The organism is Mesorhizobium sp. LNHC229A00 (genome assembly GCF_000502415.1).
Classification (GTDB): domain Bacteria; phylum Pseudomonadota; class Alphaproteobacteria; order Rhizobiales; family Rhizobiaceae; genus Mesorhizobium.
In genome coordinates this window covers 341,238-362,450 of the sequence record NZ_AYWQ01000003.1, presented here as the reverse complement: position 1 = coordinate 362,450, position 21,213 = coordinate 341,238, and the positions used below count along the sequence as shown (strand labels likewise).

General features: G+C 64.3%; 19 protein-coding genes. 12 read left to right on the top strand and 7 right to left on the bottom strand.

The features are described 5' to 3' along the window. The first annotated feature begins 59 nt into the window (after nt 1–59). The 9 genes from X742_RS161040 (at nt 60) to X742_RS161080 (ending at nt 8,514) form a co-directional block, all read left to right on the top strand. Entirely contained in the window at nt 60–1,307 is a 1,248-nt protein-coding gene (locus tag X742_RS161040; protein ID WP_023771140.1) for a sugar ABC transporter substrate-binding protein, read from the top strand. 119 nt (nt 1,308–1,426) lie between these two features. Then, nucleotides 1,427–2,323: a sugar ABC transporter permease gene (locus tag X742_RS161045; RefSeq protein ID WP_023771139.1), complete on the top strand. Its 897-nt coding sequence runs from the start codon at nt 1,427–1,429 to the stop codon at nt 2,321–2,323. Between the two features lie 6 nt (nt 2,324–2,329). Beyond that, on the top strand, nt 2,330–3,172 hold the full coding sequence (locus tag X742_RS161050) for a carbohydrate ABC transporter permease (RefSeq protein WP_023771138.1): 843 nt from the start codon (nt 2,330–2,332) through the stop codon (nt 3,170–3,172). A gap of 50 nt (nt 3,173–3,222) precedes the next feature. Further along, nucleotides 3,223–4,044 carry a sugar phosphate isomerase/epimerase gene (locus tag X742_RS161055; protein WP_023771137.1) on the top strand — a complete coding sequence of 274 codons (822 nt, stop codon included), beginning with the start codon at nt 3,223–3,225 and terminating at the stop codon, nt 4,042–4,044. A 4-nt stretch (nt 4,045–4,048) separates the two neighbouring features. Continuing rightward, nucleotides 4,049–5,125 carry a Gfo/Idh/MocA family oxidoreductase gene (locus tag X742_RS161060; RefSeq protein WP_023771136.1) on the top strand — a complete coding sequence of 359 codons (1,077 nt, stop codon included), beginning with the start codon at nt 4,049–4,051 and terminating at the stop codon, nt 5,123–5,125. Continuing rightward, nucleotides 5,125–5,943, top strand: coding sequence for a sugar phosphate isomerase/epimerase (locus X742_RS161065; RefSeq protein ID WP_023771135.1), 819 nt, complete (start codon nt 5,125–5,127; stop codon nt 5,941–5,943). Before X742_RS161060 ends, X742_RS161065 begins: the two co-directional genes overlap by 1 nt. Continuing rightward, nucleotides 5,943–6,773: an alpha/beta hydrolase gene (locus tag X742_RS161070; protein ID WP_023771134.1), complete on the top strand. Its 831-nt coding sequence runs from the start codon at nt 5,943–5,945 to the stop codon at nt 6,771–6,773. The genes X742_RS161065 and X742_RS161070 overlap by 1 nt, the downstream gene beginning before the upstream one ends. Beyond that, on the top strand, nt 6,770–7,492 hold the full coding sequence (locus X742_RS161075; RefSeq protein WP_023771133.1) for a ribulose-phosphate 3-epimerase: 723 nt from the start codon (nt 6,770–6,772) through the stop codon (nt 7,490–7,492). The genes X742_RS161070 and X742_RS161075 overlap by 4 nt, the downstream gene beginning before the upstream one ends. Continuing rightward, on the top strand, nt 7,492–8,514 hold the full coding sequence (locus X742_RS161080; RefSeq protein WP_023771132.1) for an ROK family protein: 1,023 nt from the start codon (nt 7,492–7,494) through the stop codon (nt 8,512–8,514). Before X742_RS161075 ends, X742_RS161080 begins: the two co-directional genes overlap by 1 nt. Nucleotides 8,515–8,666: 152 nt before the next feature. On the opposite strand, the gene X742_RS161085 is transcribed toward X742_RS161080, so the two are convergent. After that, nucleotides 8,667–9,995 carry a dicarboxylate/amino acid:cation symporter gene (locus X742_RS161085; RefSeq protein ID WP_023771131.1) on the bottom strand — a complete coding sequence of 443 codons (1,329 nt, stop codon included), beginning with the start codon at nt 9,993–9,995 and terminating at the stop codon, nt 8,667–8,669. Between the two features lie 366 nt (nt 9,996–10,361). On the opposite strand from X742_RS161085, the gene X742_RS161090 reads away from it, so the two are divergent. From X742_RS161090 to X742_RS161100, 3 genes are read left to right on the top strand one after another with little or no spacing between them, the layout of a single operon-like run. Further along, nucleotides 10,362–12,116 (top strand): sensor histidine kinase, encoded by a 1,755-nt coding sequence (locus tag X742_RS161090; RefSeq protein ID WP_245275501.1) that lies wholly within the window; start codon nt 10,362–10,364, stop codon nt 12,114–12,116. After that, nucleotides 12,113–13,468, top strand: a complete 1,356-nt coding sequence (locus tag X742_RS161095) for a sigma-54 dependent transcriptional regulator (RefSeq protein WP_023771129.1) — start codon at nt 12,113–12,115, stop codon at nt 13,466–13,468. The genes X742_RS161090 and X742_RS161095 overlap by 4 nt, the downstream gene beginning before the upstream one ends. A gap of 28 nt (nt 13,469–13,496) precedes the next feature. Beyond that, nucleotides 13,497–13,922 (top strand): GNAT family N-acetyltransferase, encoded by a 426-nt coding sequence (locus X742_RS161100; RefSeq protein WP_023771128.1) that lies wholly within the window; start codon nt 13,497–13,499, stop codon nt 13,920–13,922. Here X742_RS161100 and X742_RS161105 read toward each other — a convergent pair whose 3' ends face one another. From X742_RS161105 to X742_RS161130, 6 genes are all read right to left on the bottom strand, one after another. Then, entirely contained in the window at nt 13,923–15,038 is a 1,116-nt protein-coding gene (locus X742_RS161105) for an anhydro-N-acetylmuramic acid kinase (RefSeq protein WP_023771127.1), read from the bottom strand. It lies immediately after the preceding gene. Continuing rightward, complete coding sequence (locus X742_RS161110) at nt 15,038–15,997, bottom strand: serine hydrolase domain-containing protein (RefSeq protein ID WP_051407605.1); 960 nt, start codon at nt 15,995–15,997, stop codon at nt 15,038–15,040. The genes X742_RS161105 and X742_RS161110 overlap by 1 nt, the downstream gene beginning before the upstream one ends. A 91-nt stretch (nt 15,998–16,088) precedes the next feature. Continuing rightward, entirely contained in the window at nt 16,089–17,837 is a 1,749-nt protein-coding gene (locus tag X742_RS161115; protein WP_023771125.1) for an ABC transporter ATP-binding protein, read from the bottom strand. Then, nucleotides 17,834–18,673, bottom strand: coding sequence for an ABC transporter permease (locus tag X742_RS161120; RefSeq protein WP_023771124.1), 840 nt, complete (start codon nt 18,671–18,673; stop codon nt 17,834–17,836). The genes X742_RS161115 and X742_RS161120 overlap by 4 nt, the downstream gene beginning before the upstream one ends. After that, nucleotides 18,673–19,632, bottom strand: coding sequence for an ABC transporter permease (locus X742_RS161125; protein ID WP_023771123.1), 960 nt, complete (start codon nt 19,630–19,632; stop codon nt 18,673–18,675). The genes X742_RS161120 and X742_RS161125 overlap by 1 nt, the downstream gene beginning before the upstream one ends. A gap of 31 nt (nt 19,633–19,663) precedes the next feature. Beyond that, complete coding sequence (locus X742_RS161130) at nt 19,664–21,175, bottom strand: ABC transporter substrate-binding protein (protein WP_023771122.1); 1,512 nt, start codon at nt 21,173–21,175, stop codon at nt 19,664–19,666. Between the last annotated feature and the right edge of the window lie 38 nt (nt 21,176–21,213).

Here is a 21,213-nt window from a genome sequence, read left to right as displayed (position 1 = left end):
TTCTGAATAACCAGACGATCGGCAGCATTGTGCGGTCGATCCCAGAGAAGGAGGAGAAAATGATGTTTCGTATAAAACCCGCGATGCTGAAGATGGCCGCGGCCGCATGGTTGCTTGGTGCGACCGGCGCCATGGCCGACACGACGCTGGAATTCACCCAATGGTGGGAGCCCGAACTGCCGGCCGGCTCGCTCAGGGCAATCATGAATGACTTCGAGGCCGCAAACCCCGGCATCAAGGTGACACTGGTCAGCGGCCCCTATGCGACGACGCGAGACCAGATCTCGGTTGGTGCCGCAACCGGAACGCTGAGCGACGTCGTCGGTCTTGACGGCGCCTGGGTGAACAATCTGAATGCGCAGGGTGCGCTGGCCGACATGAACCCGCTGATGGATGCGAGCAAGTTCGACAAAGCCCAGGTCGCGGATATCATCAAGGTGGACGGCAAGGCGGTGATGTTCCCGGTCGCTTCGTTCGTCTATCCGGTCTTCGTGAATTTGGACCTCGCCGCCCAGGCAGGCGTGACCAAGCTGCCGTCGACGCGCGCGGAATTTCTCGAAGCCGCCAAGAAGATGACGCACGCCGACAAGAACCAGTATGGCTGGGTGCTGCCTCTGTCGCTGCAAACGCCGTCCGGTGTCCAGAACGACATGATGTCGTGGGTCTGGGCTTCGGGCCAATCGATGATGGCGAACGGCAAGCCCGACCTCGAGGGCAAACCGGTGGTGGATATGCTCACCTTCGTCAAATCGCTCAACGACGCCGGCACCATCTCGCCCGGCATTGCCACCAAGACCGAACAGGAAAAGGTCGAGGAATTCGTCAACGACCGCGTCGGGATGATGATCGACTCGCTCGCCCATGTGAACCTCATCCGCAAGCGTAATCCCAAGCTGAACTTCGACCTAATCCCGGTCCCGGTTGTGGAGAACTATACCGGAAAGCGCGGCCTTCCCTATGCCTCCTGGGGTATCGGCATCTCGGCGGCCTCGAAACATCAGGAGGAGGCCTGGAAACTCGTCCAGTATTTAATGAGCGAAAAGGTCAACGCCAAGCTCGTTTCGCTTGCCAACGCCTTCCCGGGCAACGTCAACGCCAAACCCGACTTCGTGACATCAGACAAGGCTTTCGGCAAGGCTTTCGAGATCTTCAAGACCGGCTACCTCGCCAACGAGTTCACGGGGCTGCCGGTGGCTGAAGACCTGATGACCCAGTTCGACGTGCAGGCTCAAAAGATGCTTGCCGGCGAGCAAACGCCGGAAGAAGCGGCCGCTGCCGCGCAAAAGGGCTGGATGGCGAAATTCTGATCGTCGTCCTCCGCTCTTGCGGCCCATTTATCGGTTGGCCTGCCATTAGGCGGGCCAGCCGGCAAATGACGACTCTGAATGGTATTTGAAGCTCATTTCTCTGTCGCGAGGTTGGCACCATGACCCAGCGGAAGCGCTCCCATCACAAGCTCAAACGAGCTGTGGCGCCCTATCTCTACCTGTCGCCCTCGCTGCTCATAATCGGCCTTTTGATGCTGTTGCCGATGGCGACGGTGATTGCCTACTCGTTCCAGAACAGCGCGGTGCTGCGTCGTGATCCATCCTTTGCCGGGCTAAAGCACTACCAGGCGATCTTCGACGATCCTGTGTTTTGGGCTTCGCTGTGGCATACGCTCTATTTCACCTGCATGAGTGTCGTTTTCCACATGACCATCGGCATGGTCTTCGCGCTCATGCTGAACAGCGACCGCATCAATCCGACGTTGCGCAATGTCTTGCGCGTGCTCTACATTCTGCCCTGGCTGTTCACGGCGGTGATCATCGCGGTGATCTGGCGCCTGCTGCTCGAGCCGAATGGTGTCGTGAACAGCATTCTCATGCAGTTGGGCTTCATTGGTTCCAAGGTCGAGTGGTTTTCCTCGCCGCAGACCGCGCTGCACGCCGTCACTTTCGCCAATATCTGGGCGGGCTATCCGCTTTTCATGGTCAGCCTGCTCGCAGGCTTGCAGGGCATTCCCAAGGATTTCTACGAGGCCGCCGATATCGACGGGGCGAAGGCCTACCAGAAGCTGATCTTCATCACCATTCCGCAGCTGATGCCGATCATCATCAGCATCTCGCTGCTCGACTTCATCTGGACCATGCAGGTCTTCCCGTTGATCTGGATAACGACGGGCGGTGGTCCGATCTACTCGACCGAGGTGCTCAGCACCTACACCTACAAGCTGGCGTTTTCGAGCTACAACCTGTCTCAAGCGTCGGCGAGTGCCGTAGTCATCCTGTTGATCTCTCTGGGCCTGACGCTGTTCTATATTCGCTATCAGCGGGCTAGGTAGGACGCCATGAGAAGACGAAACACCGGCAAAGACAAGCTGATCACCGTCGCGCTGCATATTGCTCTTGCGGCAGGGCTGTTCTTCGCGGCCTTCCCGATCTATTGGATGCTCAGCAGCTCATTCAAGTCGAATACCGAAATCTTCGCTTTGCCGCCAACCATCCTGCCGAAGGCCTTCACCCTGGAAGCCTACGCGGCCATCCTTGGCGACCCGGTAAAGCTGCGCTTCTTCTTCAACAGCTACTTCGTCGCGGGAGCGGTGACCGTGCTCACGGTGCTGATCGCCTTGCTGGCGGCCTATGGGTTCAGCCGCTTCAATTTCCGTGGCAAGGGCAGCCTGAACACGCTCATCATCAGCACGCAGACGATACCGCCGATCACGCTGCTGATCCCCTTCTTCGGGCTTGTCGTCTCATACCGTATCTTCGACACCTATGTCGCATTGATCCTGACTTACCTGGTGTTTACGCTGCCCTACGCGATCCTGCTGATGACGGGATATCTGAACACCTTGCCCCGCGATCTCGATGAAGCGGTGGCTGTCGATGGCGGCACCAGTTGGACAGCGCTTTGGCGGGTCATCGTCCCGATTTCACTGCCTGGTATCGTGGCGACATCGGTCTACACATTCCTGTTGTGCTGGAACGAATTTCTTTTTGCGCTGACGCTGACCAAGTCGACGTCCATGCGCACCGTGCCGATCGGCATCCAGCTGCTGATGGGGCAGCACGCCTTCGAATGGAACCAGATGATGGCAATGAGCGTGCTCGGCTCGCTACCCTTGTTGCTCATCTACCTCGTTGCCCAGAGGTACTTCCTCGCCGGCATGACCGCGGGTTCGGTCAAGTAGGATGTCGCACGGACAACTGATGGAACAGATCGGTATCAAGGAATGAAAGGATGAACGTGAAAGACCTCAAAGTCGGCTGCCAGACCTTCACCTGGGAAATGCTCGGAGACCGGTTCACCGGCGGCCCCGACGACCTGTTGAAGGCGATCGGCGATGGCGGCTATGCCGGCATCGAGATCACCGACACCATGATCGGCCACTATGGCGGCAAACCCATCGAGTTCGCCGCCGCGCTGAAGTCGTCCGGTCTGGCGCTCGTATCGTTCGCCTTCGGCTCCAGGAGCGGCTTCACGCTCAAGGACGGGATCGGCACCGATCTCGAAACCGCCAGGCGCTGGATCGATTTCGCCGCCGCCTTTCCGGGCGCACTGGTGTCGATGGGCTCGGCCACCGTCGTCTCCGACGGGCCGCGCGACGGCAAGTTCGCCATCGCCGCGGAGGTCTACAACAAGGCCGGCGAGATCGGCCGCAAGGCGGGTGTCCAGGTGGCGGTGCATCCGAGTTCGCACCACAACACGCTGCTGTTCGACCGTGCCGACTATGACGCGATGTTTGCCTTGCTCGATCCCGGTCTGGTCGGCTGGGTGCCGGACACCGGCCACATCCTGCGCGGCCACAAGGACATGGCCGACACGCTCTCCACCTATCGCGACCGCATCCGCTACATCCATTTGAAGGACGTCGACGCCAACGGCTCCTGGGCGATGCTTGGCCAAGGCGTCTGCGACACACCTCAAGTGATCGAGATCGCCGGTACCGCGCCGAACTTCAACGGCTGGCTGGTGCTGGAAGAAGAATCCGACACCGCCGCCGCCGATCCGGCCGGCGCGGTCAAGACCAACCGCCAGACCATGCGCGGCTACGGGGCCTGAGACGATGATCAAGAAACAGGACAGACGCCTCAGGGTCGGTGTGCTCGGCTGCGGCCCGATCGCCCAGTTCGCGCATCTGGAATCCTGCGTCAAGGCCGGCAATGCCGACCTCTACGCCATTTGCGATGCGGCACCCGATTTGCTCGCCCGCATGGGCGCCTCCTATGAACCTCGGAAGATGTATGCCGACTATGATGCCATGCTCGCCGATCCCGAGCTCGAAGCAGTCATCGTCGCCACGTCGGATGCCTATCACGTGCCGATGTCGATCAAGGCGCTCGATGCCGGCAAGCATGTTCTCTGCGAAAAGCCGATCGGTACCTCGGTCGAGGAAGGCGAAGCGCTGGCCGAGGCGGTGAAGCGCTCCGGCAAGGTGCTGCAGGTCGGCCACATGAAGCGCTTCGATCCGGCGCTGGAGGCCGCCCGCGACTTCGTCCGCGACGAGATGGGCGAGGTTCTGGCACTGAAGGCCTGGTATTGCGATTCCACCCACCGCTACACCAACACAGATGCCGTGCAGCCGCTGCCCGTCACCAGTAAGCTCGCGAAAAAGCCCGGCGGGAATCCCAAGGCTGATCTCAGGCAATATTTCATGCTGGCGCACGGATCGCATCTGGTTGACACCGCCCGCTTCCTCTGTGGCGACATCGTTGCCGTGCGCGCCCGCCTCAACGAGCGCTTCGGCGCCTATTGCTGGTTCGTCGAAACCGAATTCGCCAGCGGCGCGCTTGGCCATCTCGACCTCACCGTCGCCGTGCGCATGGACTGGCACGAAGGGTTTCAGCTCTACGGCGAGAACGGTTCCGTCATCGCCAAGACCTTCAATCCCTGGTACTTCCGCGCCAGCGAGGTCGACATCTTCCATGAGAAGGACGCGACCTCGCGAAAACCGCTTGGCGCCGACGGCCACTTCTTCCGCCGCCAGCTCGAGGGCCTTGCCGATACCGTGCTCACCGGCGCGCCGATGCGCGGCGCCAATGTCGGGGACGGCATCGCGTCGATCCGCGCCATGGTGGCGATTGCGCGCTCTGTCGAGACTGGCGAGCGGATCGAGCTTGCCTCGGTTTCGGGTGCGGTCTGATGTATCTAGGCATCTTCGCCAAGACATTTGCGGGTACCGACCCGGCCGCCGTGCTGGCTGCCGTGAAGCAGGCCGGCTATGAGACGACGCAGTTCAATCTCGCCTGCGCCGGCCTGCCGTCGATGCCGGATGCGGTGCCAGCGAATGCCGTCGCCGCCATTGGTGCCGCCGCGCGATCGTCAGGCGTTTCCCTGGCCGCGCTGTCGGGAACCTACAACATGGCGCATCCCGACAAGGCTACGCGCGACGACGGGCTGAGGCGCCTGGCGGGGGTCATCTACACTGCGGCCACACTCGACATCCCACTGGTGACGCTCTGCACCGGCTCGCGCAACGCAGCCGACCAATGGGCATACCATCCCGACAATGCTGATCCGTCCGCCTGGTCCGACATGGCCGTCGAAATGGCGAAGGCACTGGCGCTGGCCGAGGAGGCCGGCGTCGATCTCGGCATCGAGCCCGAGCAGGCCAACGTCGTGACCTCGGCCATGGATGCGACCCGGCTGATCGCCGAGATGGGTTCGAAGCATCTGAAGATCGTGCTCGACCCCGCCAACCTGTTCGAGCATGCAAAGCCCGATGAAGCGAGAGCCATCGTCGCCGCCGCGATCGATGAGGCCGCTGGCCACATCGCCATGGCGCACGCCAAGGATCGTTTTGCCGACGGCCGCTTCGCCACATCAGGCCAGGGCGTCGTCGACTTCCCGGATTTCGTCGCGCGGCTGAAGGGGGTGGATTTCGATGGCGCGCTGGTCACGCACGGCTTGCCCGCCGTCGAAGCCCCTGGCGTCGCTATCTTCCTGCGAGGGCTACTCTGATGGGTGCCGCGCCGACGATCATGCTGCGCGACGACGCTGCGCTCCACGTCTTGGACACAGGGCAGGGGGTTCCCATCGCCTTCCAGCATGGTCTCGGCGGCGATGCCGCGCAGGTGGCGCTGAACTTTCCCGACAGTCCGTCGCGCCGCCGGCTGACCATTGAATGCCGTGCGCAAGGCGGTTCCGGCGCCGGCGGCAAGCGTCCCTTCTCGATCGCGATGTTCGCCGACGACGTGCTGGCCGCCGCCGATGCGGTTGGAATGGAGCGCTTCGTCGCCGGCGGTATCTCGATGGGCGCCGCCATTGCACTGCACCTGGCGGCCCACCACCCGGATCGCGTCACAGGTCTTGTGCTGGTGCGCCCGGCCTGGACCTTCGGTGCGGCGCCGCGAAACATGCGCCCTTACGTCGAAGTGGCGGAACTCATCAGCCGGCTGCCGCTGGACGAGGCGCGCGACGCCTTCGCTTCCTCCGCGACTGCAACCCGCTTTCGCAGCGAGGCGCCGGACAATCTCGCCTCGTTGCTCGGCTTCTTCGCGCGTGACAACGCGACCGTTTTTGCCGAGGTGATGCAAGCGATCGCAAATGATGGGCCTAGCGTGACGCGGGCCACGGCGACCAGCCTCGCAATCCCGACGCTCGTCATCGGCAGCGGCATCGACCTCGTCCATCCCTTGGCGACCGCCCGCGAACTGGCTGAGACCATCCCCGGCGCCGTCTTCGCCGAGGTGACGCCGAAAGCCGTCGACAAGGATCGCCATTTCACCGAAATCCGCGCTGCCATCGGCGGCTTTCTCGATAGAAATTTCAACAACCAGGACCAATCATGATCTCGAAACCTTTGTCAGGCCCGGCCGCCATCGCCGCATTGCCGCGCGACCGTCTGATCGCCGAATTCTCATCGTGGTCGGCCAATCTCGCCAATTTCGAGAGCGACTTGCAGCGCATCGAACCCTATGTCGATATGCACCACATCGACGTCGCGGACGGCCATTTCGCGCCGTCCTTCCTGTTCTTCCCCGATCTCGTCGCCCGTATCGCCAAGCTGACGGCCAGGCCGATCCACGTCCATCTGATGGTCGACCAAGCAATCGTCGAAGAACAGACGCGCCAGTTCATCGAGGCCGGCGCCGACATGGTCAGCGTCCATGCCGAGAACGGCGAAGCGGGTCTGCGCGCGGTGCGGCTGGCGCATGAACTCGGCGCCGAGGCCGGCGTCGTGCTGAGGCTGGAGACCCCGGTAGAGGCGGTGAAGCCCTTCGTCCAAGAAGTGGCATTCGTCACGCTTCTTGGAACCGCGATCGGCGTCAAGGGCCAAGGCCTGTCGGAGAAGGCCTGTGACAGGCTGGGCGAAGCCCGCGTCGTCCTGAGGAACGCCGGTCGCGAGTCGGCCGTGGTGCTCGCCGCCGATGGCGGCATCCGCCAGGAAACCGTGCCGTTGCTGCGCGCCGCCGGCGCCGAGACCGTGGTGCTCGGTTCGCTCGCTTTCGGCGACAAGGATCTCGCCGGCCGCGTCGGCTGGCTGCATGGTTTGAAGGTCGCGGCCTGATGAGCATTGAAGTCGCCCTCGCGATCGATCTTGGCGGCACCGAGCTTCGTGCCGCCCTGGTCGACCTTGACGGCAAGATCCTGGCCTTCGCCGCTGTGCCGACGCAGGCGCAGGCCGGCCCCGAAGTGGTGATCGGCCAGATCGAGGCCCTGGCCGCGACCGTTCATGCAGAAGCGCCGGAACTGTCGATCCTCGGCGTCGGCATCGGCGCGCCGGGGCCGCTCGATCCGCTGGCCGGCATCGCCGTCGGACCGCCGACGCTGGCCGGCTGGCACGATGTGCCGCTGGCCGACATACTCGGGCGGCGGCTCGGCCTGCCGGTGCGGCTGGAGAACGACGCCAATGCGGCAGCGCTCGGCGAATGGCGCTTCGGCGCCGGACACGGTGTGCGTTCCCTGGTCTTCGTCACCGTCTCGACTGGGATCGGCGGCGGTGTGGTTGCCGACGGACGCATCCTGCACGGCCGCCGCGGCCTTGCCGCCGAGATCGGCCACATGACCATCACCAATGAAGGCGAGCGCTGCGTGTGCGGCGTCGTCGGCTGCTTCGAGGCCATCGCTTCGGGAACCGCGCTCGGCCGCCGCGCCAATGCCGCAACGTCTCCTCTGGACGGTTCGACGCTGCGCCGCCTCTCGGCTAACGCCGAGGTCACGGGTCGCCACGTGGTCGAAGCCGCGCGGCTACAGGACGACCTCGCTCTGGCTCTGCTCGAGGAGGAGGCGCGCTGGCTGGGCCTTGGCTTCACCAACCTTTTGCACCTCTATTCGCCCGACGTGCTGGTCGTTGGCGGCGGCATCGCCAATGGCCTCGACCTGATGGCGCCCGTCATCGGCGCGACCATCCGCCAGCGCGCCATGCGCGCCTATCGCGACGTGCCGGTCGTCCAGGCCCAGCTCGGCCGCCATGCCGGGCTGGTCGGCGCGGCCAGCCTCGTCCTGTTCGATGACTTGGGCACGTTGGCGGCTCCCATGCCTGTCGGCCCAAGCACATGTCTGGACACGAGGAGGGACTTCAAGGGCTGAGCTCAAGCTTGCGCGGCCCTGTCTCTGCCATCTCTTCGCGGCCGATGGCAAGGCCCTGCCGCCGCTGCGCAAAGCCGCCTGATAGCGATGACACATGACCATGGCCGCAAGCGGCGTGCTTGCGGCCATGGTCCGTGGCATCAAGCCGTGGATCACTCGGCGGGAACGATGTCCGCCGGGAGGCTGTCGTCGGCGCTCCCAGCCAGCGCTCTCGCCAGCTTGGCTTCGTCGAGTTCGCCTTCCCAGCGCGCCACGACCAGCGTCGCCACCGCATTGCCGACGAAGTTGGTCAGCGCCCGGCATTCCGACATGAAGCGGTCGACGCCGAGGATCAGCGCCATGCCGGCGACCGGCACCGAGGGAACCACCGAAAGCGTGGCGGCCAAGGTGATGAAGCCTGCCCCGGTGATGCCAGCGGCACCCTTCGACGACAGCATCGCCACCAGCAGCAGCAGGATCTGGTCTGATATCGACAGATGGATGTTCGTCGCCTGGGCAATGAACAGGGCGGCAAGCGTCATGTAGATGTTGGTGCCGTCGAGATTGAAGGAATAGCCGGTCGGGATGACCAATCCGACCACCGAGCGCTTGGCGCCGGCCTTCTCCATTTTCTCCATCAGCGAGGGCAATGCCGCCTCCGACGACGAGGTGCCCAGCACCAGCAGCAGCTCTTCCTTGATGTAGCGGATCAGGGACAGGATCGAGAAGCCGTTGTAGCGGCAGACGGCACCGAGCACGACGAACACGAACAGGAACGAGGTCGCGTAGAAGGTTCCGACCAGCATGGCGAGGTTTATGACCGAGCCGATGCCGTATTTGCCGATGGTGAAGGCCATCGCACCGAACGCACCGATCGGGGCTGCCTTCATCAGCACGCTGACCAGCTTGAACATCGGCGCCATCAGCGCCTGCAGGAAATTGAGCACCGGCGTGCCCTTGTCGCCGACCAGCGCCAGCGCGATGCCGAACAGCACCGAGAAGAACAGCACCTGCAGGATGTCGCCGTCGGCGAAGGCGCCGACGATCGTGCCGGGAATGATGTTCATCAGGAAGCCGGTGACCGACTGGTCATGTGCCTTGGCAGCGTAAGTGTTCACGGTCGAGGCGTCGAGGGTCGCCGGGTCGATGTTGAAGCCGGCGCCCGGCTGCACGACATTGGCCACGACAAGGCCGATGATCAGCGCCAGCGTCGAGAAGGTGAGGAAGTAGAGCATCGCCTTGCCGGCGACGCGGCCGACCTTCTGCAGGTCGCTCATGCCGGCGATGCCGGTTGCGACCGTCAGGAAGATGACCGGGGCGATGATCATCTTGACCAGCTTGATGAAGGCGTCGCCCAACGGCTTCATGCTCTCGCCGATCGATGGATAGTAATGGCCGAGCAGGATGCCGACGGTGATCGCCGCCAGCACCTGCACGTAGAGCTGGGCATAGAGGGGCTTGCGCTGCGCCGCGGGCGCGGCGGATTGGTCTGCGATATGCATCGAACTCTCTCCCTGGCCGGATAGGCGGAACCCGCCCTGCGTGACTTCTCCCATCGCGGCGTTCCGGTCGCCCGCCGCTGCAAGAACTTTGCAAGTGCTGTGCCAGATGCCGGATAGGGCGGAATCCCTGGGTTTAGCCGTTTCTGTCCTGCCTGCGACGGGGAGTTGTGCGGATTTCCGCACAGGTCTTGTTTGCCCTGGCGGAATTTCGCATTAGACTGGGCAAAGCCGGGGAGCAAAGGGAGAGAGCCGACGCCACGACAGCGCATCGATAGCGGATCTCCGGGGTCTGCAGGCCGCGACCTGCTGCGCGAAGCGGTAGCGCGCCTGCGCCGCCGTTGGCTGTTTGCGGCAATAGCGCTCGCTGTGCTTGCCGGCGCGGTTGCCACCGCCGGGCGCATCGCCGAGGGTCAGGCCGCCGATGACCTGCGCAATGGGGCATTGGCCGCCTTGCCGCTGGCGGCCGGAACCTTGACCGGCGAAATCGAAAAGCAACGTCTCGTGCCGCTGGTGCTGGCGCGCGACGATGCGGTGCGTGATGCGCTGCGCCGCGCCGGGAAAGTCGAGGAAACAGCGCTCGACGCCAAGCTGAAGGCCATAGCCGGCGATGCGTCGGCCTCGGCCATCTATGTCATCGATACGGCGGGCATGGCGATATCGGCCAGCAATGCCGGCCAGCCGGACAGCTTTGTCGGCAGCGATTATAATTTTCGCCACTATTTCACCGATGCGATGGCCAAGGGCGCAGCCAGTCAATATGGCCTCGGCACGATCAGCGGCAAGCCGGGACTCTACCTTGCCGGCCGTGTCGACGATGGTGGCAAACCGCTTGGCGTGGCGGTTCTGAAGGTCGAACTCGGCGGCGTCGAAGCCAATTGGCGGGCGAGCGGCTTTCTCGTTTTCGTCACCGACGAGCGCGGCGTCGTTCTGGCCACCAGCCAGCCCGACTGGCGGTTCCATGCGCTGGCGCCGCTCTCCGCCGCGGATGCCGCCGCGGCGCATGACCAGCTTCAACTGGTCGAAGCCGCCTTCGACCCGCTGCCGATCCGGCGTGGCGCCGGTGACGGTCTGGCGACAATAGACGAAGCCGGAAAATCGCGCCGGTTCGTCGAAGTGGTGCAGGACTTGCCCGGTGCCGTCCCCGGCTGGCGCCTGTGGTTGCTGACGCCCGCCGATACCACCTTGGCCGCCGCCGCCAACACGGCGCGCCTGACGACACTGCTCGGGCTGCTGCTGATGGGGTTGCTTGCCTATGTGTTCACCCGGCGCCGGCGCACACGCCGGCTGCGCCAGGAGGCGCTGGGGCGCATGAATGCCGAACTCGAAAGCCGGGTCAGCACGCGGACCGCCGAGTTGACGCGCTCGAACACGGCTCTTGCCGGCGAAATCGCCGAGCGCGAAAACGCCGAGGCCAAGGTCCGCCGGCTGCGCGACGATCTCGCTCAGGCCAACCGGCTCTCCATCCTCGGGCAGATCGCCGCCGGCGTGGCGCATGAGATCAACCAGCCGGTCGCCGCGATCCGCACTTATGCCGAGAATGCCGGCCGTTTTCTCGAGGCCGGCAGGACCGAACCGGCGAACGGCAATCTGACCTCGATCGTGTCGATGACTGAACGCATCGGCGCGATCACCAGCACGCTGCGCACCTTTGCGCGACGACCTGGCGTCGCTGCCTCGCCGTTGCCGGTAGGCGAGGCGATCGACGGCGCGCTGTCGCTTCTATCCGGCCGCATCCGCGATTCCGGCGTCACCATCGTCAAGCCGCGCGGCACCGCATCGCCCGTGGTCATGGCCAGCCGCATCCGGCTGGAGCAGATCCTCGTGAACCTGTTGCAGAACGCGCTGGACGCCGTGAAGGACCGGCCCGATCCCCGCATTGAGATCGACCTCGCCGAACGCGGCGACCGCGTGCTGATTTCCGTGCGCGACAACGGTCCCGGCCTCGGCCCGGACGCGGCCGCCAATCTGTTCATGCCGTTCCAGACCACCAAGGAGAAGGGGCTTGGCCTCGGCCTGGTGATCTCGCAGGAGATCGCCCAGGAATTGGGCGGCACGCTGCGGCTCGACCCCGGCACGGCCAGCGGTGCATCCTTCACCATCGACTTGAGGCGGATCGAATGACGCAGGGATCAGGGCTGGTCGCGCTTGTCGACGACGATGCGGATCTGCTGCATGCCACCACGCAACTGCTCGAACTTGCCGGCTTCACGGTGATCGGGTTCGACAACGCCGAGGCAGCGCTTGGTGTCGTCGACCGGAACTTCGAGGGTGTGGTCGTCAGCGACATCCGCATGCCCGGCATGAATGGGCTGCAACTCTTCGACCGCGTCAAGGCTGTTGATCCCGACTTGCCGGTGATCCTGGTCACCGGGCATGGCGATGTCGATCTTGCGGTCGCCGCGCTCAAGGATGGCGTCTATGATTTCATCCCGAAACCATATGCGGGGGAGCGTCTGGTGGAGGCGCTGAAGCGTGCATCGGAGAAGCGGCGGCTGGTGATGGAAAACCGGCGGCTGCGCGAAGCCGCCGCACTTGCCGCGGACGGCATGCCGTTGATCGGCGAAGCGCTCGCCATAAGGCGGTTGCGCGAGACCTTGCGCCAGATTGCCGACATGGACGTCGACGTGCTGGTGGAAGGCGAGACCGGAACCGGCAAGGAGGTGGTGGCCGACCTCCTGCACCGGTGGGGCCGACGGCGTGCAAAGCCGTTCGTGGCACTGAACTGCGGCGCTCTGCCCGAGACCGTCATCGAAAGCGAGCTGTTCGGCCACGAGGCCGGCGCGTTTACCGGGGCGCAGCGACGGCGGATCGGCAGCATCGAGCATTCCAGCGGCGGCACGCTGTTCCTCGACGAGATCGAATCCATGCCGCCGGCCCTGCAGGTCAAGTTGTTGCGGGTGCTGGAGACGCGCAGCCTCACCCCGCTCGGCTCGAACGAAACAAGGCGCCTCGATCTCCGGGTCGTCGCGGCGACCAAGGTCGATCTCGGCCGCCAGGACCAGCGCGGCGATTTTCGCGAGGATCTCTATTTCCGCCTCAACGTGGTGACGCTGCGCATTCCGCCGCTGCGCGAGCGGCGCGGCGATATCGAGATGCTGTTCGGCCATTTCCTAGGCAAGGCGGCGGAACGGTTTGGCCAGCCTGTCGCCAAGGTGAACGCCGCCGTGAGCCATCATCTCCAGTCGCACGACTGGCCGGGCAATGTGCGCGAGCTCGCCCATTTCGCCGATCGCGTCGCGCTCGGTCTTGGTCCCGATGAGGAAACCAGGTCCTCGCCCCCACGATCGCCAGCGCCTGCAGCCGCACTGCCGGAGCGGGTCGGGCATTACGAGGCACAGCTCATCCGTGACGCGTTGCGCGACCATGCCGGCGACGTGCGCGGCGCCATCGACGCGCTCGGCGTGCCGCGCAAGACGTTCTACGACAAGCTCAAGCGCTATGGCATCGCCGCATCTGATTTTCGTCCCTCTTGACGTTTCCAAGCGAGTATCCGGAAAAGCCATGAACACGACATTTGAAACGACCGCCGATCCCCTGCCGGAAGAACTCGCTTTTCTCAGTGAACGGCTGACGGCGTTCAACGACGGCGATGTCGGCGCGTCCGAAAGGAAGGCGCTGGCCGTGTTCGTGCGCGACGAGATCGGGGCGATCGTCGCCGGCATTTCGGGCTACACCGCCTGGGGCTGGCTCTACATACAGTGGCTGTGGGTCGACGAAAGGCTGCGCGGCCAGCACATGGCAGGCCGGATGCTCGACGCGGCCGAAAGCGAGGCTGTCGCGCGCGGCTGCCAAAACGCCTGGATCGATACCTTCAATCCGAATGCCGCCAAGGTCTATCAGAGGCAAGGCTACCAGCCTTTCGGGACGCTGGCCGATTTCCCTGTCGGCCGCAGCCGCATCTTCCTGCGGAAGAAACTGGTCGACTGATCAGCCAGCCAGCTTTCCGCCACGCATCGGCTGCGGCGCGCCCGTCGTGCTCGGGAAACTGATCGGCAGGCCGCGCAGCACGCGAACCGCGAGGAAGGCAAAACACTCCGCCTCCACAGCGTCGCCGCTCCAGCCGAGGCTTTCGGCCAGCACCACCTCGACGCCGGCGCGGCTGGCGAGCATCGCCATCATCGTCGGGTTGTGGCGGCCGCCACCGCTGACCACCAGCTTCTTCGGCCGGCTTGGCAGAAGGTCGAGCGCCTTGCCGACAACCGACGCGGTGAAGGCGGTGAGCAGGGCCGCGCCATCCTCGGCGCTCAGGCCATCGGCCATGGCCGCGCCGAAGTCGAAACGGTCGAGTGACTTTGGGTACGGCTTGGTCAGATAGGGATGCTGCAACAGCTTGGCGAGCCGGGCTTCGTCCACCTTTCCCGCGCGGCCAAGCGCGCCGTCGCGGTCCATATCGCCCAGCCCTTTCGACTTGATGAAATCGTTGAGCGGCGCATTGGCGGGGCCGGTGTCGAAGGCGATGACATTGTCGGCGCCGTCCCACCAGGTGATGTTGGCGACGCCGCCGAGATTGAGCACGGCCACCTCGCCACCGGCGCCGGCGCCGCGCATCAGCGCGGTGTGATAGGCAGCGGCCAAAGGCGCGCCTTGTCCGCCGGCGCGCATGTCGGCCGAGCGGAAATCATAGGCGATCTTGGTGCCGAGGATGGCATGCATGAGCTCGCCGTCGCCGAGCTGCCGGGTCTGGCCGAGCCGTCCGACCCGCGGCGCGCGATGCAGCACGGTCTGGCCGTGAAAGCCGACGACCCCGATCTCGGCCATTGTCATGCCGTAACCTTCCACGAGTTCCTTCACCGCCGCCGACTGGGCGCGCGTCAGCGCCTCTTCGGCCCCGCGGAAAATCGCGGGTTCCGGCCCGGTGAAATTCCAGGCTCGCGCCGCTGTCAGCGTCTCTTCCAGCAGCGAACGGATCGACGCGGGATAAGGCATCAGCCGGTAAGTGCCGAAATCGTCTATCCGCTCGCCATCGGTCTTGATCAGGGCGACATCGATGTTGCCGTCAAGCACCGTGCCGGTCATCAGGCCGACGGCCCAGATAGGTTCCATCATTGAGCTCCATTGATTAGGTCGCCGACCGCTTGCCGAAGCTGAACGATCCCGCTGTCGAAATGACGTGTCGGATGGATCCGGTTGGTGAGCAAGGTCCAAGCCTTGCCCCGATCGAAGTCGATCCACAGCCCGGTGCCGGTAAAGCCGGTGTGGCCGATCGTTCCCGGACTGCACACCGCACCGCCGGACCAGCCTTCGTAAGGGCGCTCCCAGCCATGGGTGCGGGTGGCCGACAGGGGCTCGCGCATCAGCGCGATCGATTGTTCGGATGAACCTGTTCCGTCCAGCAATCCCCAGGCAAAATCGAGCACCGAAGCTGCCGTGCCGAACAGGCCGGCATGGCCGGCACCATGCAGCGCCGAGCAATTGTCGTCGTGAACCTCGCCGGACAGCACGCGATGGCGCCAGGTGCAGTCCTCGGTCGCCGCGGCGGTATCGGGTTCCGCGAACCAGGCAAAGCCTGGGCCGGGCTCCATGGCGCGGATGCTCTTGCCCGACAGTCGCTCCATCGCGAAGCCGAGCAGGATGAAATTGATGTCGGAATAGACAGGGTCACGCGCCCGCCATTCCCGCTGCAGGATGAAGGCGCGGAGCAGTTCAGGGTCGCGCCCATAAGTGTAGATCGGCTCGACGGCGGGGAACGGCGTCTGGTGGCCAAGGCACTGGCGAAAGGTCACCTTCCGCTCCCATGCGTTCGCGTCATACTGGCGAAGGTCGGGAAGCAGGGAGATCAGCGGCGCGTCGAGATCGATGATACCGTCCTGCGCCAGCGCCAGGATACGCGGCGTGGCGAAGATCACCTTGGTCAGCGACGCCAGGTCGAACCAGGTGTTTTCCCGCATCGGGCGCGGCTTCGGCACGAGCTGCGCTGAGCCGGTCGCGCGGATGATACGTTCGCCGTTTTTGTCGACAATTCCGAGCACGCCGCCGGGGATTCGCTTGGCGGTTACTGCCATTGCGAGGGGCTGGAATGCGCTATCGAAAATCTCGGGGAGGTCGCTCAATGCCGGCCACCCTCGGAGAGATGGCGCTGTCCCGCAAACATCTCTAAGCCTCCGCCCTCGCCACATGATCCACCCCAAACCGCTCCCATTTCGCCGGCGCCGGCTCGAATCCTGGCGGGCGCACCAGCGAGGGCACCTGGCGCGTGTCGATCTCGAAATGCTCGCGCCGACGGTCGATGGCCGGAACGGCTGATATCAGCTTCTTCGTATAGGAATGCCTCGGCTTCGACAGCACGGATTGTGCGTCGCCGATCTCGACGATCTGGCCGGCATAGATGACCGCTATGCGGTGCGCTATCCGCTCGACCACCGCCATGTCATGCGAGATGAACAGATAGGCCAGCCCAAACTCGCGTTGCAGGTCGACCAGCAGCTCCAACACCTTGGCCTGCACCGACACATCGAGCGCCGACACTGCTTCATCGAGGACCACGACGGACGGGTTGAGCATCAGCGCTCGGGCGATGCACAGCCTTTGTCGTTGGCCGCCGGAGAATTCATGCGGATAGCGCTCGAGGCTGTTCTTGGGCAGGCCGACGCGTTCCAGCAGGCACGCCATTCTGGCCCGCGTTTCGGCATCCACCCGGCCGCCGGTGGCGATCACGGGTTCCGCCAGAATGCTCTCGATCGTCAGCCTCGGATTGAGAGAGGCGTAAGGGTTCTGGAACACCATCTGAATGGGCTTGGCGCTGCGCCTCGGCGAGGCCGCTCGGGCGCTGACCGAGAAGCTGCCGCGCGTCGACCGCACAAGCCCTAGCATCGCCTTGGCCGCAGTGGATTTGCCCGAACCGCTCTCGCCGACTATGGCCAGCGTCTCGCCGTGCATCAGGTCGAAATCGACGCCATCGACGGCATGCACCGCGCCGGTGGCGCGGCTGAAGAAACTGCTTCTGAGGGGAAACCGCACCACCAGGCCATCGACCTTCAAGGCCGGTTCGGCGCTCGCGCCGTTGTCACGTTGCCCATCCGAGCGCGTCGCGCGACCGCTGGCGAAATGTGGCACGGCATGCAGCAGATGCTGGGTGTAGGGATGCTGGGGGCTGTCGAGGACACGGTTGAGCTCACCCTGTTCGACGGCCTGCCCGTTCTGCATCACCATCACCTTGTCGGCGATGCCGGCAACCAGGCCGATATCGTGGGTGATGAAGATAACGGACATGCCGCTTTCGCGCTTCAGCTCGGCAAGCAGCGCCATGATCTGTGCCTGCACGGTAACATCGAGCGCCGTCGTCGGCTCGTCGGCGATCAGCAGGCGCGGGTTGCAGGCGAGGGCAATGGCGATCATCACCCGCTGCAGCATGCCGCCGGACAGCTGGTTGGGCGTGTATTTCAGCCGGCGCGCGGCATCGGGAATGCGCACGCGGTCGAGCGCGTCCCTCGCTGCCGCCGTGGCCTGCCGGCCGGTCAAGCCGCGATGCAGGCGGAACGATTCCTCGATCTGGGTGCCGATGGTCAGCACAGGGTTGAGCGAGGTCATCGGTTCCTGAAAGATCATGCCGATCTCGGCGCCGCGAATGCCGGTCAGTTGCGGTTCGGTCGCGGTCGTCAACTCGAAGATGGTCCCATCGGTCCGCTTGAGCTTCATCGAGCCACCAGTGATGCGGCCGCCACCGAAATCGACGAGCCGGTTGATCGACAGCGCCGTCACCGACTTGCCCGAGCCGCTTTCGCCCACAATGGCCAGCGTCTCGCCGTCGGCGATATCGAAACTGACGCCGCGCACCACCTCGTTGGCCCAGGGATTGCGGCTGAAGCCGACGCGCAGGTCCGAGACTGACAAGAGCGCGGTCATGCGAACGCGCTCCGCGTCCTCGGGTCGAGTATGTCGCGCAAGGCGTCGCCCAGAAGGTTGAAGCCGAGAATGCTGATCATGATCGCCAGGCCCGGGAAAATCATCAGCCAGGGTGCCGTCTCCATCAGATTGCGGCTGTCGCTCAGCATAAGTCCGAGCGACGCGGCGGGCGGCTGCGTGCCGAGGCCGAGAAAACTCAAGCCGGCTTCGGTCAGCAGCGCCCAGGCGAGTGCCAGGGTCACTTGCACGGTCAGCGGCGCCACCAGGTTGAGCAGCAGGTGGCGCGTGACGATGTAGCTTGAACTGCTGCCGAAGGTACGCGCGGCATCGACGAATTCGCGTGTCTTCAGCGACAGCGCGGGGCCGCGCACCACGCGGGTGAAGATCGGCGTGTAGACTATGCCGATGGCAACGACGCTGGTCCAGGTGCCGGGTCCGGCGACAGTGACGATGAGCAGTGCCAGAAGGATCGCCGGGAAGGCCAGCAGCACGTCCATGATCCGCATCACGACGCCGTCCCAGCGGCGCCCGAGCCAGGCGGCGGCCAACCCCAGGATCGTTCCGGCAAGCGCCGCGACGGCCACCGAGAAGAAGGCGACGGTAAAAGACTGGCCGATGCCCGCCATCAGGCGGCTGGCGACGTCGCGGCCGAACAGGTCGGTGCCCATCCAGTAGGCGGCGCTGGGCGCATGTAGCCGGTCGATACGGTACTGCGTGATCGGATTGTGCGGCGTCAACCCGAGCAGGCCGAGGATGGCAAGCAGCAGATAGACGCACACGATGACGCCACCGATGCGGCCGCTGCCATGGCCGAAGATGGCACGCAGGATGCGCATCACTGTTCCCCCAGTCGGATGCGCGGATCGAGCGCGACATAGGCGAGGTCGACCAGGAGATTGACGATCATGAAGTTGAAGGCGATGAACAGCACGCTGCCCTGCACCAGCGCGTAATCGCGCTGCAGGATGGCGTCGAGCACCATGCGTCCGAGGCCGGGCAGGGCGTAGATCTGCTCGACGATGACGGCGCCGCCCAGGAGATAGCCGAATTCCATGCCGCTCAGCGTCACCACCGGAATCAGCGCATTGGGAAGCGCGTGCCGCCAGATGACGCTGCGCGCCGAAGCGCCCTTGCTGCGCGCGGTGCGCACATAATCGTCGCTCAACACGTCGAGCATTGCCGATCGCGCAATGCGGGTGACCGATGCCGCGAAGGCGAAGCCGAGCGTGATGGCTGGCAGGATCAACTGGCTGAGATTGCGCAAGGGATCCTGCCAGAGCGGCACGAATTCGCCCATCGCCGGCAGCACGCCGAAGCCCGCCGACAGCGTGTAGATGATCAACAAGCCAAGCACGAAGCTCGGCGTCGATTGGCCGATCATGGCGGCGACGCGCACACCGAGATCCGACAGCTTCTCATTGTGCGTGGCGGCGTGGATGCCGGCCGGCATACCGACCAGGAGCGCGATGATCATTGACAGCACGGCCAGTTCCAGCGTCAGCGGAAAGCGCTCGAGGATGACGTCGAGAACCGGCCTGCCATAGGTGACGGATATGCCGAAATTGCCGTGCAGGATGCCGCCGGTCCAGTGCCAGTACTGGACGAACCAGGGCTGGTCGATGCCGAAATAGGCGGCGAGCGAATCCCGTTGCGCCGGCGTCAGCAGGCCGGCCTCGGTGCCCAGCATTGCCGTGATCGAATCGCCAGGCACCATCCGGATCGCCACGAAGACCAGGATGGACACGCCAAGCAGGACGAGAGGAAACGTCGCCAGCCGTCGCAGGAGATAGTTCACGCCAGGAAGACCTCTCGTCCCGTTGCCGAAGCTACTGGATCGTCACCTTGCTCAGGCTGAACAGCATGCCGGTCGGCGTCGGCACGAATCCGGATATGTTCTTCTGCTGGGCCGTGTAGCTGTACGAGGTGTAGAGCCAGATCCACGGCGACATTTCGGCGAGATGCTTCTCGAATTCGGCGAAGATCGCTTTGCGTTTGGCCGGATCGGTTTCTGCGCGGCCCTGCTGCATCAGGGCATCGAGCGTATCGTCGATGTAGTTCGCCACCTTCTGCAGATTGCCTGATTTGGTCCAGTAACGGTTGTACATGGTATAGGGGTCGGCCCGGCCGCCATTGAGCGCGATCGCCATGTCGAAATCGCCCTTCAGCCAGGCGTCGACATAGACGTTGAGCTCCATCATCTTGATATCGAGTTTGACGCCGATTTCGGCGAGCTGCGACTGGATGACCTGCGCTTCGGCCACTGCCGTCGGCGGCTCGCCTGTGGCGCCGATCACCGTCGCCGAAAAGCCGTCGGCAAAGCCGGCCTCGGCCATCAGCTTCTTGGCCTTTTCGACATCGCGCTTGTAGCAGAACAACTGGTTCGGATCGGTCGCCAGCGCCGGGATGGTCAGCGGTCCGGTGACCTTGCCTTCGCCGAGCGAAGCGGTGTCCAGCACCTCCTGCCGGTCGATGGCGCAGGAGATCGCCTGGCGCACCTTGAGCTCGGTCATCGGTTTACGCGACGGGTTGAGCTGCAGCACGTGATAGGCCAGCACCGGCACGCGGTTGAGTTGCAGGCTGGCTTCCTTCGGCACCAGCGTGGCGACGAGCGGGTCATTCAGCAGCGCGAAATCGATCTGCTTGGTGCGCATGGCGGCGAGGATCGCCGCCTCATCCGGCAGCACGCTGATCTCGATGCCGTCGACGCCGGTCGCGCCGCCGGCCCAGTTCTTGTTAGCGCTCAAGACTTCCTTGGCATTGGGATCCCATTTGTCGAGCTTGAACGGGCCCGAACCGACCGTCTTGGTGCCGATCGAGCCGGCCTTGATCTCGGACGCCGGAACGATGGCCGCGTTGACGTCGCTCATCGCCGTCAGGATCGGCACGTCGGGTTGCGACAGGTGGAACACGACGGTCGCCGGATCGGGTGTATCGATGCTGGCGATGGACAGGAAGTTGGCGCGGGCGGCGGCGCCGGTCTTCTCGTCGAGAATGCGCTCGAACGACGCCTTGACGTCGGCCGGGCTCACGGCCGTGCCGTCTTGGAATTTCGCCTTGGCATCGAGCTTGAAGGTCAGCTCCTTGCCGTCCTTCGAAAACTCCCAGGAAGAAGCGATGGCGGGGATGATCCGCAGGCTGGCGTCGACGCGCACCAGCGGCTCATAGATCAGCTCCAAGAGCCGCAGCGACGAAAAGGCCGTCTGCTTGTGCGGATCAAGCCCGGTGGCGTCTTGGGACCAGGCCATATGCAGCGTCGCCGCCTGCGCCGAAACCGTCGCGATGCCGAGCATCGCGGCAAGGGTGATGCCCGAAAGCAGCCTTCTTGTAAGATGAACCATTCTCGTCTCCCATTACTGAACTCGATGCCTTGCAGTTT

Coding starts and splice junctions, on each gene's coding strand:
- X742_RS161040 (WP_023771140.1), top strand. CDS start 60: ATGATGTTTCGTATAAAACCCGCGATGCTGAAGATGGCCGCGGCCGCA.
- X742_RS161045 (WP_023771139.1), top strand. CDS start 1,427: ATGACCCAGCGGAAGCGCTCCCATCACAAGCTCAAACGAGCTGTGGCG.
- X742_RS161050 (WP_023771138.1), top strand. CDS start 2,330: ATGAGAAGACGAAACACCGGCAAAGACAAGCTGATCACCGTCGCGCTG.
- X742_RS161055 (WP_023771137.1), top strand. CDS start 3,223: ATGAACGTGAAAGACCTCAAAGTCGGCTGCCAGACCTTCACCTGGGAA.
- X742_RS161060 (WP_023771136.1), top strand. CDS start 4,049: ATGATCAAGAAACAGGACAGACGCCTCAGGGTCGGTGTGCTCGGCTGC.
- X742_RS161065 (WP_023771135.1), top strand. CDS start 5,125: ATGTATCTAGGCATCTTCGCCAAGACATTTGCGGGTACCGACCCGGCC.
- X742_RS161070 (WP_023771134.1), top strand. CDS start 5,943: ATGGGTGCCGCGCCGACGATCATGCTGCGCGACGACGCTGCGCTCCAC.
- X742_RS161075 (WP_023771133.1), top strand. CDS start 6,770: ATGATCTCGAAACCTTTGTCAGGCCCGGCCGCCATCGCCGCATTGCCG.
- X742_RS161080 (WP_023771132.1), top strand. CDS start 7,492: ATGAGCATTGAAGTCGCCCTCGCGATCGATCTTGGCGGCACCGAGCTT.
- X742_RS161085 (WP_023771131.1), bottom strand. CDS start 9,995: ATGCATATCGCAGACCAATCCGCCGCGCCCGCGGCGCAGCGCAAGCCC.
- X742_RS161095 (WP_023771129.1), top strand. CDS start 12,113: ATGACGCAGGGATCAGGGCTGGTCGCGCTTGTCGACGACGATGCGGAT.
- X742_RS161100 (WP_023771128.1), top strand. CDS start 13,497: ATGAACACGACATTTGAAACGACCGCCGATCCCCTGCCGGAAGAACTC.
- X742_RS161105 (WP_023771127.1), bottom strand. CDS start 15,038: ATGGAACCTATCTGGGCCGTCGGCCTGATGACCGGCACGGTGCTTGAC.
- X742_RS161110 (WP_051407605.1), bottom strand. CDS start 15,997: ATGGCAGTAACCGCCAAGCGAATCCCCGGCGGCGTGCTCGGAATTGTC.
- X742_RS161115 (WP_023771125.1), bottom strand. CDS start 17,837: ATGACCGCGCTCTTGTCAGTCTCGGACCTGCGCGTCGGCTTCAGCCGC.
- X742_RS161120 (WP_023771124.1), bottom strand. CDS start 18,673: ATGCGCATCCTGCGTGCCATCTTCGGCCATGGCAGCGGCCGCATCGGT.
- X742_RS161130 (WP_023771122.1), bottom strand. CDS start 21,175: ATGGTTCATCTTACAAGAAGGCTGCTTTCGGGCATCACCCTTGCCGCG.